General features: G+C 72.1%; 10 protein-coding genes. 3 read left to right on the forward strand and 7 right to left on the reverse strand.

All coding sequences use genetic code 11. The annotated features are described in order from the left end of the window. Nucleotides 1-1,054, forward strand: a 1,054-nt coding sequence (locus tag HG543_RS40810; protein WP_169350342.1) for an FHA domain-containing protein, incomplete at its 5' end; no start/stop codon positions are given. A 12-nt stretch (nucleotides 1,055-1,066) separates the two neighbouring features. Here the strand turns inward: HG543_RS40810 and HG543_RS40815 are convergent. Continuing rightward, nucleotides 1,067-2,761: a serine/threonine-protein kinase gene (locus HG543_RS40815; protein WP_169350343.1), complete on the reverse strand. Its 1,695-nt coding sequence runs from the start codon at nucleotides 2,759-2,761 to the stop codon at nucleotides 1,067-1,069. A gap of 116 nt (nucleotides 2,762-2,877) precedes the next feature. On the opposite strand from HG543_RS40815, the gene HG543_RS40820 reads away from it, so the two are divergent. Then, nucleotides 2,878-3,645 carry a double zinc ribbon and FHA domain-containing protein gene (locus tag HG543_RS40820; protein ID WP_169350344.1) on the forward strand — a complete coding sequence of 256 codons (768 nt, stop codon included), beginning with the start codon at nucleotides 2,878-2,880 and terminating at the stop codon, nucleotides 3,643-3,645. A gap of 66 nt (nucleotides 3,646-3,711) precedes the next feature. Here the strand turns inward: HG543_RS40820 and HG543_RS40825 are convergent, their stop codons facing one another. Next, a complete protein-coding gene (locus HG543_RS40825) occupies nucleotides 3,712-4,074 on the reverse strand; it encodes a TraR/DksA C4-type zinc finger protein (RefSeq protein WP_169350345.1) in 363 nt (120 codons plus the stop codon). A gap of 127 nt (nucleotides 4,075-4,201) precedes the next feature. On the opposite strand from HG543_RS40825, the gene HG543_RS40830 reads away from it, so the two are divergent. Next, nucleotides 4,202-5,083: a DNA integrity scanning protein DisA nucleotide-binding domain protein gene (locus HG543_RS40830; protein ID WP_169350346.1), complete on the forward strand. Its 882-nt coding sequence runs from the start codon at nucleotides 4,202-4,204 to the stop codon at nucleotides 5,081-5,083. Between the two features lie 41 nt (nucleotides 5,084-5,124). Here the strand turns inward: HG543_RS40830 and HG543_RS40835 are convergent, their stop codons facing one another. The 5 genes from HG543_RS40835 to HG543_RS40855 form a co-directional block, all read right to left on the reverse strand. After that, complete coding sequence (locus tag HG543_RS40835; protein WP_169350347.1) at nucleotides 5,125-5,685, reverse strand: PspA/IM30 family protein; 561 nt, start codon at nucleotides 5,683-5,685, stop codon at nucleotides 5,125-5,127. Between the two features lie 14 nt (nucleotides 5,686-5,699). Next, the gene (locus HG543_RS40840) at nucleotides 5,700-7,970 is read right to left on the reverse strand and encodes a vWA domain-containing protein (RefSeq protein WP_169350348.1); all 2,271 of its coding nucleotides are present in this window, start codon (nucleotides 7,968-7,970) and stop codon (nucleotides 5,700-5,702) included. A 49-nt stretch (nucleotides 7,971-8,019) separates the two neighbouring features. Continuing rightward, the gene (locus tag HG543_RS40845; protein ID WP_169350349.1) at nucleotides 8,020-10,551 is read right to left on the reverse strand and encodes an AAA family ATPase; all 2,532 of its coding nucleotides are present in this window, start codon (nucleotides 10,549-10,551) and stop codon (nucleotides 8,020-8,022) included. An 88-nt stretch (nucleotides 10,552-10,639) separates the two neighbouring features. Further along, a complete protein-coding gene (locus HG543_RS40850; protein WP_169350350.1) occupies nucleotides 10,640-11,497 on the reverse strand; it encodes an SRPBCC family protein in 858 nt (285 codons plus the stop codon). Between the two features lie 218 nt (nucleotides 11,498-11,715). Continuing rightward, nucleotides 11,716-15,498: an Ig-like domain-containing protein gene (locus tag HG543_RS40855; RefSeq protein ID WP_169350351.1), complete on the reverse strand. Its 3,783-nt coding sequence runs from the start codon at nucleotides 15,496-15,498 to the stop codon at nucleotides 11,716-11,718. Nucleotides 15,499-15,593: the final 95 nt, after the last annotated feature.

The raw sequence follows: 15,593 nt of genomic DNA on the forward strand, positions 1-15,593 counted from the left end.
GCCTGTCTCCAAGCCCGCCGGGCCGGCGGCCCGTCCCGCCGCGCCCCCGGCCGCGGGGCGCCCCGTCGCGGTGTCCACCTTCCCGGGGCCCCGTGCGGCGGAAGCCGCCCACACCACCCCGCCTCCGCCCAGCGCCATTCCGCCCGGCCTGCGCCCGTCGGCGCGCACCCCTCCGCCCACGGCGGCGGGACTCCAGGTGGAGCGCCCCGCCAGCGTCCGGACGGCCGCCCCGCCCGGCGTTCCCACCGTGGCCCCCGTCGCCGCCCGGACGGGAGGCCCCGCCGCGGCGCCTCCGGGCCCCGCCGTCACCCGCCCTCCGCCTCCGGTACCCGACAGCGCCATGCCCGGACGGGCCGGTACGGCCGGTGCGCCCGCTGGGGCCGCCGCGCGCCCGGCGCCTCCGGCGGCCTCCCGTTTCGGGCTGGCGGTCATCGCCGGCACCTCGCGGGGCCAGCGCTACAAGCTGCCCGTCACCGGCTGCGTCGTGGGCCGGCAGCGCGGCGCCATCCTCTTTCCGGACGACGTCTTCGTCTCGCCCCTGCACGCCACCTTCCTGGTGAAGGAAGGGGCCCTCTTCGTGCGCGACGAGTCGAGCGCCTCGGGCGTCTTCGTCGCCGTCGCCGGCACGGAGGCGCTGACGCCGCGCACCCTCTTCAGCGCGGGCCAGCGGCTGTTCCGCTTCACGGGCCGCCTGGAGTCGCCACCTCCGGTGGCCGGCCGCCCCTTCATCTACGGCGCGCCGGTGCCGCTCGGGCAGGCGGTGTACGGCGTGGAGGAGGTCCTCGTGGGCGGGCGCGCGGGCCGCGCGGTGGTGACGGCGGCGCCGCTGCTCACCATCGGCCAGGCCCACTGCGACCTGAGCTTCCCGGGAGACGAGGGCCTGGCGGGCCGCCACTGCGAGCTGTCCCCCACTCCCACCGGGGCCCTGCTGAGAGACTTGTCCGGCGGGCTGGGCACGTACGTGCGGCTGGCCTCGGGCGTGGAGCGGCCCCTGCGCCCCGGAGACCGGGTCCGCCTGGGCCAGCACGTGCTGCAGGTGGAGACGCTGGGCTGAGGGAGGCGGCCGTCAGGGCGCGGCGGGCTGCGCGACGGACTTGCGGCCCAGGTGCTCGTCGATGACGGCACGCGCCTTGGAGTTGGGCACCTCGCGCAGGTGGCGCTCCCACCACTTCTCCGCCTCGCGGGGGTCCGGGTCGGAGCGGTGCCAGTACGCATTGCCCAGCTTCAGCGCCAGCTCCGGGTCGCCGCTCTGGCTGAAGGCCTCGAGGTAGAGGCTCGTCGCGAGGCGGACGTCCTGCTTCGCGAAGGCCCGGTCCCCTTCGAGCTCGCGCTGCCGGGCACGCTCCACGTTGCGCTGGTCGGAGGTGATTTCCCGGTCATACAGCGGCACGTCGGCGCTGGTGGGGGCGCTGCCGCCCGGCACGGGCGCGTTCTTCGGCAGCGCGTACGGCAGGTCCTGCGAGCCGCTGCCGGCGCCATAGGTGAAGTAGTAGGCGAAGAAGCCCACCGCCGCGACGACCAGGAGGATGGTCAGCGACTTGAAGAAGAAGGCCGCTCCGCCACTCGAGCCGGACTGGGTGATGACGATGGAGTCGGTCCGCTCCCTGGCGGCGGGGATGTCGTTGGTGTCCGCGGGCAGGGGCGCGAGCACGCCCGGCAGCGCGCGCACCGTGGCCTCCACCGTCACCTCGTTGCTGTCCCAGCCCGGCACGGTGGTGTCGCGGCCCTCGTTCATCGGGCCGCCGGTGGACTTGCGGGGCAGCGGGGCCAGCACCGCGGAAGCCTGGGGGCGGCGCGGTGCGGCCTCGCCCCGGCGGCGCTCCTTGTCCACCGCCTGCAATTCGGCCTTGAAGGCCTCGGCGTTGGCGGGCCGGTCATCCGGGCTCTTGGACAGGGCGCGGAGGATGAGCCGCTCCATGCCCGGGGAGATGCGCGCGTCCGGCCGGCGCCGCGTGGGCGGCGGGGGCTCCTCGGTGAGGTGCTTGGTGGCGAAGCCCACCGCCGAGTCCGACTCGAAGGGCAAGAGGCCCGTCATCAACTGATAGAGGAGGACGCCCACCGCGTACAGGTCCGAGCGGTGGTCCAGCTGCGCGCCGCGCGCCTGCTCCGGGGACATGTACTCGGGGGTGCCGCACACGAAGCCCGCGCGGGTGAGCGCCGGCCCGTCGTCGGTGGAGTCGGTGATTTTCGCGATGCCGAAGTCGAGCACCTTGACGAAGTCGCCCTCCTTGCGGCGCTCCACCATGATGTTCTCGGGCTTCAGGTCGCGGTGGATGACGCCGGCGCCGTGCGCGTCCGACAGCGCGCTCAGCACCTGGGTGACGATGCGCACCACGCGCGCCTCGCCCAGCGGCCACTCGCGGGTGAGGATGTTGTGCAGGTCCTGCCCCGCCACGTACTCCATCGCGATGAAGAGCGCGCCGTCCTCGGCCTGGCCGAAGTCCAGCACGCTGATGGAGTTGGGGTGGTTGAGGCGGCTGGCGGCCTTGGCCTCGCGCTGGAAGCGCTGCACGGTGCGCTCGTCCGACAGCAGCGTCTGGCGGAGCACCTTGAGCACCACCACCTTGTCCAGCGCGAGCTGGCGGGCGCGGTACACCTTGCCCATGCCGCCCTCGCCGATGAGGGCCTCCACCCGGTACTTCTGGGCAATCGTCTTGCCGACGTACTCGTCCGCGTCCGCCGCGCGCACGAGGGTGGCGCCGCAGGCAGGGCAGAAACGGGAGGACTCTCGGGCATCAGCGCCGCAGGAAGGGCAGTACACGTCGACGTTCCACGCAGGGGTGCGGCCCGGACTTCACCACGCCGCTCGGGTGACGGGCAAGCCACGCACAAGGCGAGCAACCGGGCCCGGCCCCTGGTAGAACCCGCCAGAACCCCATGGACGCCGTGGAATACTGCCCCCGCTGTGACACCGAGAATGCCCGGGACGCCACCGTCTGCCGGGCGTGTGGCTCGCCCCTCCGCTCCGGAACGATGGTGATGGCCGTCGCCAGCGTCACCGCGCGCCCGCAGGTCTCCATCCGCGTGGTGCGCGCCGACGGCGGCCCCGAGTCCGTCGTCCGCATGCAGCGCGACACCCTCACCTGCGGCCAGCAGGGGGAAATCGCCCTGCCGGACGACCCCTTCATCATGCCCGTCCAGCTGCGCTTCTTCTTCTCCGGCGCCCGGCTGGCCGTGGAGGACGTGGGCGGCGCCAACGGCGTCTTCATCCGCCTGCGCCAGGAGCGCGAGCTGTCCCCCGGCGGCGAGCTGCGCCTGGGCCGCCAGCGCCTCGTGCTGGAGCCCATTCCCGGCGCGGCCCAGGGCCCGGGCGGCACCCAGGTGTGGGGCTCACCGGATCCCGGCTACCGCCTGCGGCTGGTGCAACTGTTGGAGGGAGGACTTCGCGGCGCGGCCTTCCCGCTGCGCGAGGGCGACAACCTGCTGGGCCGCGAGCAGGGCGACCTCACCTTCCCCACGGACGGCTTCGTGTCCGGGCGGCATGCGGTGCTGCAGGTGCGGCAGGAGCGGCTGCAGGTCCGGGACGTCGGCTCGTCCAACGGCACCTTCATCCGCCTCGCGGGCCCCACCTTCGTGGACAACGGGGACCACTTCCTCATCGGCCGTCAGCTGCTGCGCGTTGAAATCCAGGCGCCCCTGGCCTGAGGGCGCCCGGCGGCGAACCTGACGGGACGCCACCGCCCCTCTCGAGGCGGCGGCGACCCCGGGCACTCACCCGTAGGACTTCTCCTTCTTCTCCTGCTCCTCCTTGCAGCGGATGCAGAGCGTCGTCACCGGACGCGCCTCCAGCCGCTTGGGGGAGATATCCTCCTCGCACCGCTCGCAGATGCCGAAGGTGCCGTCCTCGATACGGGCCAGCGCCTTCTCAATCTTCTGCAGGAGGAACTTCTCGCGGTCGCGCAGGCGGAACACCATGGACTGCGCATATTCGGAAGAGGCCAGGTCGATCTCATCCGGGAGGTCGTCCGTGTCGAAGCTGGACTCCTCCACCAGGGTTTTCTTGGCGCTCTCGAGCAGGCTCGTCTTGCTGTCCTCGAGCATCTTCTTGTAACGCTTGAGATCTTTCTGGTTCACAGCCTTCGCTCCAGTCCAGCGAGGGTTTGGGGCCCTGTCCCCCAAAAAAAGGGCCCGAAAGCTTTATTCATGTACCCTTCGGTGTCAAGCTGACCCGGGTGCAGACTGTGGGTGAAGGGAGGGGTTCTTGACCGAGAACACGAAATTCGACCGTGAGTTCCTGCGCTCGGCCCTCTCGTTGGCGGGCAAGAGCGAGGTGGATCACTTCCTCTACATCTGCGACACGCCCATTCCTCCCGAGGAGTTCCGGGGCCGCCCTGCTCGCAAGAAGCTCGTGTATGCGGTGACGCTGGACAAGCTGGCGCAGGAGCACCTGGCGAAGAAGACGCGGGCGCTCGTCATCCCCGCCTACGACTACTCCCGCACCGAGCGCGTGAAGGTGGCGCTCGTGTCCGCCCTCTCCCAGGGAGCGTTCAAGGAAGGCGACCTGGTCCTCTGCATGACGGGCAAGGTGGGCCGCGCTCCCGACACGCTGATGCAGATGCGAATCGGTGGCTCGCTCGACGACCGGCTCGCCATCGAGGGCGTCAAGCTGGGCGAGGAGTTCAACTCGCAGGTGGTGGACGCGCTCATCCAGCTCGCGCTGCAGATTGGCCAGGAGGGCTTCGAGGGCCATCCCATCGGCACCATCATCACCATCGGTGACCACACGACGGTGCTGGAGAAGAGCCGGCAGATGACCATCAACCCGTTCCAGGGCCTGTCCGAGGCGGAACGGAACGTGCTGGACCCGAAGATTCGCGAGGCCATCAAGAACTTCTCCGTGCTGGACGGCGCCTTCGTCATCCGCGAGGACGGCGTGGTGCTGGCGGCGGGCCGCTACCTGTCGGCCACGGATGACGCGGTGAAGATTCCCCTCGGCCTGGGCGCCCGGCACGCGGCCGCGGCGGGCATCACCTCCACCACGCACTGCATCGCGCTGGTGGTGAGCCAGACGTCCGGAGCGGTGCGCCTCTTCAAGGGCGGCAACATCGTCCTGGAGCTGCACCAGACGGCGCGCCGCACGTAGCGCGCGCGGCGGGCCCCCTCTCCGTCCGGTCCATGGGCGGGTCAGCCCTCCTTGTCCCGCATCTCCTCGCGGTAGATGTCCGCCAGCGCGTGGGCGCGCTCCACCTCGTCGCGGGCCGCGTCCACCACCAGGGCCTGCTCGAAGCGGGCCACGCGCTCGCGCAGGGCATCGGTGACGATGCCGCCCACGGTGAGGCGCGCGGCGGCGCTCTCCCGCTCGCGGCGCAGCTCCGCCACGCGCTCGCCCAGCTCGGCGGCGGCCTCCAGCAGCAGCTTCGCGTCCGAGTCCGCGCGCTCCAGCGAGTCGCGCGTGGAGGCCAGGAGCCCCTCCGTCTGCTCGCGGTCTCTCTTCAGCACCGTCACGGCCTTGGCGTCCCCACGGGTCTCCGCGGTGGCGCGGCGCGAGCCGATGTCCTCCAGCCGCCGCGTGTAGCGCTCCACCGCGCGGGACAGGTCCCCCTTGAGGGCCAGCAGCGTGGCGGCAGACTTGCGGACCTCGGCCGCCTGGCGCTCGAGGTTCTCGAGGAGCTGGTCCAGCGCGGCGAGGGGGTCCACCGCGCGGGAGGACTCCTTCTTCCGTTTCCACAGGAGGCCGAAGAACATGGGCGCCAACAAGCCTAGCTGAAGGGCCGGCACAACAGCCGCACCCGGTCGAGGGCCTCGCGCACCGGAAGCCCACCGGCGGACAGGGCGGACAGGTAGCGGGCCGGGGTGAGTCCATACACGGACAGCAGGTGCTGCAGGAGCACCACGCTCTCCGACGCGCGCCGGTCCGCGGGGGCCAGCGAGGCCGCCTCCACCAGCGCGCCGAGGATGTCCACCACGCGGTTCACCACGTCCGGGCTCGGCACCTCCGTGCCGGGCGCCGCGGAGGGCGTCTCCGGGAAGAGCGCGTCGAACGAGGCGTCCACCGCCACCTGCGCGGGCGCGCCCCGCCCCGCCGCCACCGCCTCCAGCGCGTCCAGGTGGGGGGCGAGCTGCTCCAGGGCGTCCGCCGTGGCGGGCACGTCCCCGGGCAGGAGCGTGCGCCAGGGGGTGTCGAACTCGGTGCGCGCCCACTGAATCTCCTCGTCGGAGAGGTGGTGGTAGAAGGCGCGGCCTCCGGCGGCGCGCTGCTCCTTCACCAGCATGCGCAGGTCGGGGTTCTCCTCGCCCAGGGAGATGAAGCTCAGGGCGATGTCCAGCGCGCCCATGGGGGCGCGGGTGCGGCGGATGAGGTCCAGGTCCACGCGGTCCTCGCCGTCGGTGATGAGCACCACCGTGGCGCGGGCGAGGTACGGGTCCCTGCCCTGCGCGGCGCGGATGGAGTCGAAGGCGGACATCAGCGCGAGCGTGATGTCCGTCTGCCCCTCGGCGGGAGACTCGCGGAAGAGCTTTTCAATCTGCCGGGTGGCCTCGACGGCCGTGTCCACGCGGGCCAGCTCGGTGGGCACGTCGTTGAAGAAGCTGAAGTAGAGCGGGTCGAACTGCTCGCCCCGGCGCGCCTTGACGCGCAGGTTGTTCAGCTCGGCGATGACGATGGCGTCGCGGAAGCGCGCGCGGCCGCCGTGCATGGAGCCCGAGGCGTCGCAGACGTAGACGCGCACCGCGGTGCGCTTCACCTTCCGGGGACGCGGCGGAGGCTCGTCCTCCAGGTACGCGCGCACCAGCTGGCGGTTGGCGGCCAGGTCACTCAGCAGCATCCGCGGGTCGGTGATGACGAAGTTGTGCACCTCGTGGAGGCTGCCCGTCGTCTCGAAGGTCATCGTCTGGGTGGGGTACGGCACGCGCCGGGGCACGGGCCGCGCCGTCCGGGTGTCCGCCAGGACGATTTCCTCGGACAGGGCGTCCTCCACGTCGAAGTAGCGGGCGCAGCCGGCGGCCAGCTCGAAGGTGGAGAGCTGCTCGGGCTTCAGCGAGAAGGCCAGGTCCGCCAGCAGCTCGTCCGGACGCGGAGGCGCGGGCTCTCCCCCACCCTGCTCGGGCGTCTCCCCGAACCACTGCGTCAGCGAGTCCCGCTCCGCGCGCTCCACCAGGGCGGACAGGTTCTGCCGCCGCGGCAGCAGGGGCTCCAGGGCCGTGCGGGCGGCGTTCGCCAGCTCCACGTCCCCGGCCTCCAGCGCCCGCTCGTACAGCCCGCGCAGCGAGCGGTATGCCACCTGCGGCTCGCGCCGGGCCGTGTGCCGCACGTGCCGCACCAGCTCGTCCAGGGAGCGCACCGCCGGCACCGAGCGCGCGCGCTCGCGGGCCTCCACCACCTGACGGCGCAGGGCCAGCCCGCGCTCCCGGTCATGGTCCGCGCCCAGGCGCAGCAGCAGCTCGTGCGCCAGGTCCAAGTCCCTGCGCTTCTGCACCACGTCCCCGGTGTTCTCGCGGGCGCGCTCGGCGAAGAACTCGGCCGCCGCCATGCGGGCGCTGGTGGGCGGGCGGTCCTTCCACGCCGCCTGCGGGCGCACGAAGATTTCGAACGCGTCGTCCGCGTCCGGCGAGGGAGGACGGGAGAACAGCTCCGCGACCTTCACCGCCCGGGCGAGCTGGACGAAGGCCTTCTCCAGCAGGGTGAGCGCGCCCGGCGGCGGCTCGCCCGCGCGCCACGCCCGCTCCACGCGCAGCACGCACTCCTCCATCTCCTCCAGCGCCTGCCGCGCCCGCGACTGGAGCCCCTCGGCCAGCTTCCCCGCCCGGCCCTTGCGCACGCCCAGCTCCCGCAGGAGCTGCGCGTCCGCCGCCGTGTGGACGCCCACCCGGTCCAGCTCGCGGTCCAACGCCGTGAGCACCGGCAGGGCCAGGTCCTCCGGGTTTCGCGCGCGGCGGCCCAGCGTCCACGCCCGCCAGCCACCCGGCGTGGGCGCGGGCTGGCGCAGGGCGTCCAGCCGTCGTCTCAGCTCGGTGAGTCGCCGCGCCAGCACGCTCAGTGCCTCCCTTCCGCCTCACCCGGCCCGTGCCGCGGGTGCCTCTTCATGACGCCGACCGCCGCTCCAGCACCTGGCGGCTGAAGCGCCCGAAGTCCTCGTCGATGCCACGCAGCTGTGCCTCCAGCCGGCGCGCGCTCTCGCCCAGGTCGCCGGGCATGGAGCCCAGCAGTGACAGCACGCCGCGCAGCCGCACCAGCTCGCCTTCCTTCAGGGCCAGCAGCGGGAAGCGGCTGCGCACCAGCCGGTCCACCGTGCGCTCCGCCTCGGCGCGCTCCTTCAGTGAATCCGGGGCCGGCAGCGACGTGAGCAACTGCGTGAGCCAGCTGCGCAGGTACTTGATGCGCGAGTGCACGAAGGACAGCTCCGCCTGCGCCACCGCCGCGCGGACGCTCTCCGACAGGAAACCCGGCGCGAGCCCGTTCCGGGTGAACGTGAGCTGTCCGTCCAGTCCCAGCAGCGCGGCCAGCTCCCCGTCCGGCGCGCGGGCGGAGAACTCGCCCCGGTAGAAGACGTACGCGTCGCCGTTGAGCACCGACGTCGCCAGGGGCGGCGGGCTGGCCACCTCGCGCGAGAGCACCTTCGCGTGCTCCCTCAGGCGGAGCTCCATGATGTCGCGGCACTCCGCCATCACCGCCTCGACGGACAGGCCCTCGCGGCGCAGGTTCTCCGCCACGGACTGCACCGCGCGGCCGTACTGCTCGATGCGCTCGAAGGGCGTGGAGGACAGCACCTCGCGCGCGTAGGCGATGCCCAGGGGCAGCAGCAGCTCCTGCTTGAGCCCCTGCTGGGACGGGTCCAGCGCGGCCAGCGAGTGCTCCAGCTGCGTGAGGCGCCGCGAGTCGGCGGAGAGCGCCTCCAGCGGCTCCCTCCGGGTGCGGGCCGTGGACGACTGGAAGGCCAGGGCCGCGCGGCGCCGCAGGGCGGACACCACCCGCTTGCGCACCTCGACCTCCGCCACGCGCAGGTGCTCCAGGGCCGCCGGGGCTCCCTCGGAGAGCTGGCCGGCGAGGTCCGTCGTCTGGGACAGCTCCTCCTCCAGGTTGTCCGCCAGCCCCACCAGCCCTTCCAGCTTGAGCCCCTCTTCGAAGTCCACGCTCTCCGCGGAGAGCGCAATCATCTCCAGCGCGCCCTCCAGGAAGCGCGCGGTGGCCTCGCACAGGGGGGCGTAGTGGTTGCGCAGCTCGGGGATGGCGCGGCACAGCGCCAGCGCGTCCCGGAAGGAGGCCAGCAGCGGGAGCCCGCCCCGGCCCTCACCCTGCCCCGCCATGCCGCGCGCGAGCCGCTGCTCCAGGGCCGCGACGAGGGCCCGCGCGGCCACCAGCAGCGGCGCCCGGTTCTGCGCGTGGCGGGGCCCCGGCACCAGCTTCGTCAGCAGGGCCCGCACGGTGGTGGAGACCAGGGTGGGCTGCCAGTTGCGCGAGAGCGACTCGGCCGCCGCCACCTCCTCGTGGGCGTTCAGCGCCGCGGCCTCGCGCTCCACGCCGCCGCCCAGCTCCTGCCGCACCTTGGCCAGCGCCTCGTCGAAGGCCCGCTGCTCCAGCCGGACGATTTCCAGCTGCGCGCGCTCGCGCGGGTCCACCACGGACTTGAGCAGCGCCTCCGTCTCCGCCGCGGGCGGGCCGCCCAGCAGGAAGAACCAGCGCAGCGCGTCCAGGTCCTCCACCGTCGCCTCCAGCGGCCGGTCCGCCCGCCGGTAGATCTGGTCCCTCACGACGGCGGCCTTCAGCGCCCACAGCGCCTTCACCGCGGAGCGCTGGGAGAAGTACTTCGTGGGCACGTAGTCGGGCAGCTTGGACACCTGCGCCGCCAGCGCGCGCTCCAGCGCGTCCGCCAGCAACTCCACGCCCTCCAGCACGTGGCTGGGCACCTTCACCCGCGTCACCGCGTCCTGCAACAGGTCCACCTGCTGCAGGCTGAGCTGGGCGCGCAGGTCCGGCCGGGCCCCGTGCGCGAAGCGCTGCAGCATGGCCGCGCGGCTCTCCAGCCGGGCGAAGGACTTGGGCACGAAGCAGATGAAGCTCAGCCGGTCCGCGAAGGCCAGCAGCAGCTCCGGCGAGCGCGCCAGCACCTCGGAGAGGTACCGGTTGCTCGTCATGATGACGCACTCGGTGCGCCCCGTCGTCACCCGCCGCCCATGCTTCAGCTCGCGCTCGTACAGCACGTTGAGGATGGAGCGCAGCAACATGTCCCGGCCGTCGAACACCTCGTCCAGGAAGGCGTGCTCGGAGCCCAGCATGCCCTCGTCGGTGAGGTACTCCGTGCGGCCCGTCTCGGTGAGCACCTTGAAGTCCACCGGGCCGATGAGGTCCGTCTGCACGGTGGACTCGGCGAGCTGCTTGGAGAACAGCGACGGCAGGCCCGTGCGCTCGTCGACGATGCGCCCCAGCACCGCGCTGGCGATGGCGCTCTTGGCGGTGCCCGGCGGCCCCACCACCAGCACGTGCTCGCGTCCGAGGAGCGCCAGCTCGAGCTGCGTGAAGAGCGTCTCTCGCTCCAGGTACGTCTCCCGGAGCTCGCCGAAGAAGTGACGGAAGGCCCGAGCGGCCTGGAGGTACGGGGGCGGAGAAGGTTGCACGGACGACCTGGAGGTAGCGGGGACGCTCCCATGCTAGCCGCCGCCGTCCTCCCATTTGAAGGGTGCAGGCACCCACCGTCGGTGAAGGTCAACGCTCCCGCAGGGTGTCGTGCAGGTGCCCGTGCACGCTCCGCCAGATGGCGTGCTGCCGCTCGATGGGGTCCATCAGCGCCATCCCCACCGAGGTGGCCGGGGAGCTGCCCTGGAAGGCGGAGTACTGGCGCAGCCGCGTACCGCCCTGGCCGTCATCCTCGAAGAGGAAGCGGTTCGTGCCCCGCAGCGGGTGCCCGTCCAGGGTGGTGATGTGCACGGTGTTCGCCTCCGGCTCCAGGCGCACGGTGATGGGGGCCCAGACCGGAGGGATGCCCTTCTCCTCCAGGAACAGCCGGGCCCCGTCCCGCAGCGTCGCCGTGGCGGGGCGGAGGACGATGTCCGCCGACTCGAAGACCGCCGCCGGGTTGCGCACGAAGTACTCGTAGGCCACCCGCGGCGGCACACCGGGGATGGAGCTGGTGTAGTCCGTGAGCGACGTGGGCGCCCCCGGGATGGGCGGGCTCGCGTCCAGCCCCTTCAGGTGCGTGCGCGCGTACGCGTCCACGATGGCGCTGTCCCCCATCACCCGGCTGGCCGCCGCGGCCTGGGACTGCGTCACGGTGAGCCCCATCTGCTTCGTCTGCTCGGCCAGGTTGCCCATGGGCCTCGGGGGGAACATGCCTCCGATGGCGAAGTCGAACCCGTTGCCCGCGCCCGACCGGGGACCAGAGCGGGGCCCCGTCACCACGAGGTTCTCCCGCGCCACGCTCTCGGGGCCGCGGAACACCTCCACGGTCATCGCCGGAGCAGGGACTGGAGCCCGGGAGGCCTGTGAGGACCGCGGGGAAGCGGCCTGCTCGGTGTCGATGGCGGCGGGCTGGAGGGAAGACGGAGAGGATTCAATACGGGACATGAGGGGTGCCCTTTCACAGGCAGGAGGGAGCCCCGCCCCGTTGCAGCCCCTCCGCCACTCCCGACCCCAGTCCCATCAACCGCTTGCCAACTCCACACGTCCCGCTTCGCGTACGCCCCGTCCAACCTCTCGGAGCCTCTGGGCCCACGGGGCAGGCCGAGGGCGTGGAGTCGGAGGCTCGCTCGGCCGTGCCGGAAAGCGGGGCGTGGCGCTGGCTGTCAGCCGCGGCGGCGACGGGACCACCGCAGCAACAGCCCCAGCGCCGCGAGGGTCAGGGGCCCACTCGGGCCCGCGCCGGGAAGCGGGTTGCAGCCGCAGCCGGAGCTATCGGGGCCACTGGGAGGCGGGGACCCCGCGTCAGGGACGCCGCCATCCCCGGCGCCAGCATCCGGAACACCTCCATCCGCCTCCCCACCATCCGGAGCGCCCGCGTCAGGGCTGCCGCCATCCGGCCCGGTCTGGATGTCCCCGACCGTGAACGCGCGCTCCGTGGACCAGGTGCTGGCCACATCGCGCTCATCCATGGCCCTGACGCGCCAGCTGTAGCTGCCCACCGGCAGGACCTCGCCCGCGGCAAGCGTCCACGTCGTCGCCGCCGTGTCGTGCGTCCGGAGAACCTCCCCGCCCTGGCGGACCTCCACGCCGTAGGTGACGGACTCCCCATCCGTATCCGTGGAGGCATTCCATCGGAAGGTGACGAGCCCACTCTCCAGACGCGCGCCCTCCACCGGCGACACGAGCACGGGAATGGAGGGAGCGTCATTGACCGCCGTCACCTGGATGGAGACCCTGGCCACCGCCGACGTGAACTCCCCATCCGAGACACGGAACGTGATGCGATCCGCGCCGCTGAAGTTCGCCGCCGGCGAGTAGGTCCGCCGAGCGCCCGTTCCCTCGAGCCTGCCGAACTGCGGCGCCGCCTCCAGGACATAGGTGAGACCCTGTCCATCCGGGTCCGTCCCCTGGAGCAGGATGTCCAGCGGCGTGTCCTCCAACGTGGACACCGCCCGCGAGGCGGCGACGGGAGGCCGGTTGTCGGTGAACTCCACGAACCGGCCGCGAATGCGCCGGCCCCAATAGGGCGCCGTGGAGTCGTCGCGGACATAGGCCACGAAGGCCGTCCGGCCGGCGCCAGCGAACACCACCGCGGGCGTCTGCTCCCCGTCCGGGGTGTTCGCGATGGGGAACCCCGTGGATTCGCGAACGGTGCCTCCGCTCGTCACCCGCGCGCCGTGGATGTCCACCCCGGCACGCTGGTCCTCCCAGACGACGAGATACTCCGTCCCGAGGGACGCCACCGCTGGCACGTGCTGGTAACGGTTGGCCGTGGAGATGGCGAATCCCGAGGCGTCCAGCACCGTGCCCTCGCTCGACACCCGCGCACCGTAGACATCCGAGGCGCTGCTCCTGCGGAAGTCTCCCCAGACGACGAGGTAGTTCGTGCCATCCGAAGCCACCGCGGGGTCGCGCTGGTTGTCGTTGGCCGTGGAGATGGGAATCCCCGCGGCCTCCAGAACCGCGCCCGCGCTCGTCACCCGTGCGCCGAAGACATCGTTGTTGTTGTTGCGGTAGTCCTCCCAGACGACGAGATAGTCCGTCCCGTTGGAGGCCACCGCGGGGTCGTCCACGCTCCCGGGAGCGCCGGAGATATTGAGCCCCGGGGAATCCAGGACGCGGCCCGCCGCCGTCACCCGGGTGCCGGCGATGGAGGCCAGGGTGTCCACCGTGGGCCCCTTCCAGACGACCAGATAGTCCGTCCCGTTGGAGGCTACCGCGGGCTCGCTGGACACGGACCCGGACGGCGCGGAGAGCAGGAGCCCCTGGGCGTCCAGGACCTCGCCCGTGCTCGTGAGCCGGGTGCCCAGGATGCGGAAGTCGCTACCGCCTACCTCCTCCCAGGCCACGAAGTAGTCCGTCCCGTTGGAGGCGACCGCGGGGTAGAGATGCGCGCCCGGGGACGGCGAGAGGACGATGCCCAGGGGGTCCAGCACCTCGCCAGCGCCCGACACCCGCACTCCGTAGATGCGCGTGGTGCCCTCCCGGTGCCGTCCTTCCCACCAGACGATGAGGTAGTCCGTCCCGTTGGAGGCCACCGCGGGAATCGACTGCTCATTGGCCGCCGTGGCGAGCGCCACGCCCGGGCTGTCCAGCACCACGCCCGCGCTCGTCACACGCGCGCCCAGGACGTTCCGGTTCCAGAGAGAGTCCCAGGCCACGAAGAAGTCCGTGCCGTTGAAGGTCACCGACGGGTGCCCCTGGTCGTGGACGGCCCTGGCGATGACCACCCCCTCGGCGTCCACCACCGAGCCCGCGCTGGTGACACGCGCCCCGATGACGTCCGGGTCCCCACCGCGGGCATCCTCCCAGACGACGAAGAAGTCCGTTCCGTTGGACGCCACAGACGGTGTGACCTGCGCCTGGGCGGCCGTGGAGATGGCGAGGCCCGAGCCGTCCAGCACCGCTCCGGCGCCCGTCACCCGCGCACCAAAGATGTCGCCCGCCGTGTCGTTGCGCGCATCCTCCCAGACGACGAGGTAGTCCGTTCCATTGGACGCCACCGACGGAGCAACCTCGTCCTGAGCCCCCACGGAGATGGCGATTCCCGAGCCGTCCAGCACCACACCGGCGCCCGTCACCCGCGCACCGAAGATGTCCTTGTTGTTGTTGCGGTCGTCTTCCCAGGCGACGAGGTAGTCCGTTCCATTGGAAGCCAGCGCGGGAGCCGTCTGCAGCCCGTTCGCGGTGGAGATGGCGATGTCCGCCGACTCCATCACCGTGCCGGCGCTCGACACCCGTTGCCCGAAGATGCCCGAATCGCCCCCCTGGTGCCCCAACCACGCGACGAGGTAGTCCGTCCCATTGGAAGCCACCGCGGGCCAGTGCTGCCCTCCCGTGCTGAGCGTGCCAACCAACAAGGGGGAGGCATCCTGGAGCTCCCCCGCCCCGCTCACCCGGGCCCCGTAGATGGCGGAAGCCGTGCTTCCCGAGGGCGAGGAAGACCAGGCGACGAAGTAGTCCGTCCCATTCGAGGCCACCGCGGCGTCATCCGCGAACTGGGCCTCCGGGGAGATGCGGATGCCCCAGTCATCCAGCACCTCACCGGCCTTCGACACCCGCGCACCGTAGATGCCGAACGTGGACGTCGGGCGGTAGTCCGTCCAGACGACGAGATGGTTCGTGCCGTTGGAGGCCACCGACGGGGCCTCCTGGGTGAACGACGCGGGCTCCGGCACGGGCTGGTTCGTTCCAATCTCCGGCGAGATGGTGGGAGCGAGCGTCGCGGGAAAGACCGTCGCCACCAGCACCGCTTCGGGCACCTGGAGCTGGATGGCCCCCGCCTGGTAGCGGGCCCGAATCGGGGTGCGCCGTCCCGAGGCCTCCACCCAATCGGCATGGCCATAGCGAAAGCCCAGACCGCTCTTCGCTTCCCGGAAGTGGAGCCCCTGCTCGCTGGCCTCGACGAAGGCCATTCCCTTCACCGGAAGGCTCAACGTCAGGTCCCCCGCGCCACCCGGAGCGGCCTCGACGCGCCACTCCTGCCGGACGCCGTCCTCCGCGTTGCGCAGGTGCTCGGAGAAGCCCTCGCGGGACACGGAGAGGTGTCCGCCCTCCTCCACCTGCACCCGGGCCTCCGCGGAGGCCCGCATCTGGCGAGCGCCCCGGCTCATGCGCACGGCCCCCAGCGTGAGCGGTGCGCCCTCCACGACCTCCGGTCGCGCCGGAGAGCTCCCATCCGCATGACGATAGGGCGTCAGCGTCAACCCGTCCCTGCTCGCGCTCACGTCGTACGTGGAGTGCCCTCCGCGCCACCCCGTCCCCTCGGGTCGGTAGGCGAAGTGGACCTGCCGCATGACGGCGGAGACATCGAAGGGAGCGCCGGCCTCGGGAACGGGCGAAGGCGCGGCCCGCTCCTCCACGGAGGAAGACTGACAGGAAAGCAGCGTCAGGGTGACGAGGACCCTGACGAACGGACGAAGCCAGGCTGCGTGCGACCAGGACATGAAGGAAGTCTTCCCCCTCTCAGAGAGCGCCGGAGAGCTTCGTCCCGAACGTCAATGAAAGACAATCCCCCGCCCCCCCCCCCGCAATGCAGGAG

Origin of the sequence: Pyxidicoccus fallax (assembly GCF_012933655.1) — a bacterium.
Taxonomy (GTDB): domain Bacteria; phylum Myxococcota; class Myxococcia; order Myxococcales; family Myxococcaceae; genus Myxococcus; species Myxococcus fallax.

Bases quoted from the DNA above. Each gene is read 5' to 3' on its own strand.
- HG543_RS40820 (WP_169350344.1), top strand. From the start codon at position 2,878: ATGGACGCCGTGGAATACTGCCCCCGCTGTGACACCGAGAATGCCCGG.
- HG543_RS40850 (WP_169350350.1), bottom strand. From the start codon at position 11,497: ATGTCCCGTATTGAATCCTCTCCGTCTTCCCTCCAGCCCGCCGCCATC.
- HG543_RS40835 (WP_169350347.1), bottom strand. From the start codon at position 5,685: ATGTTCTTCGGCCTCCTGTGGAAACGGAAGAAGGAGTCCTCCCGCGCG.
- HG543_RS40855 (WP_169350351.1), bottom strand. From the start codon at position 15,498: ATGTCCTGGTCGCACGCAGCCTGGCTTCGTCCGTTCGTCAGGGTCCTC.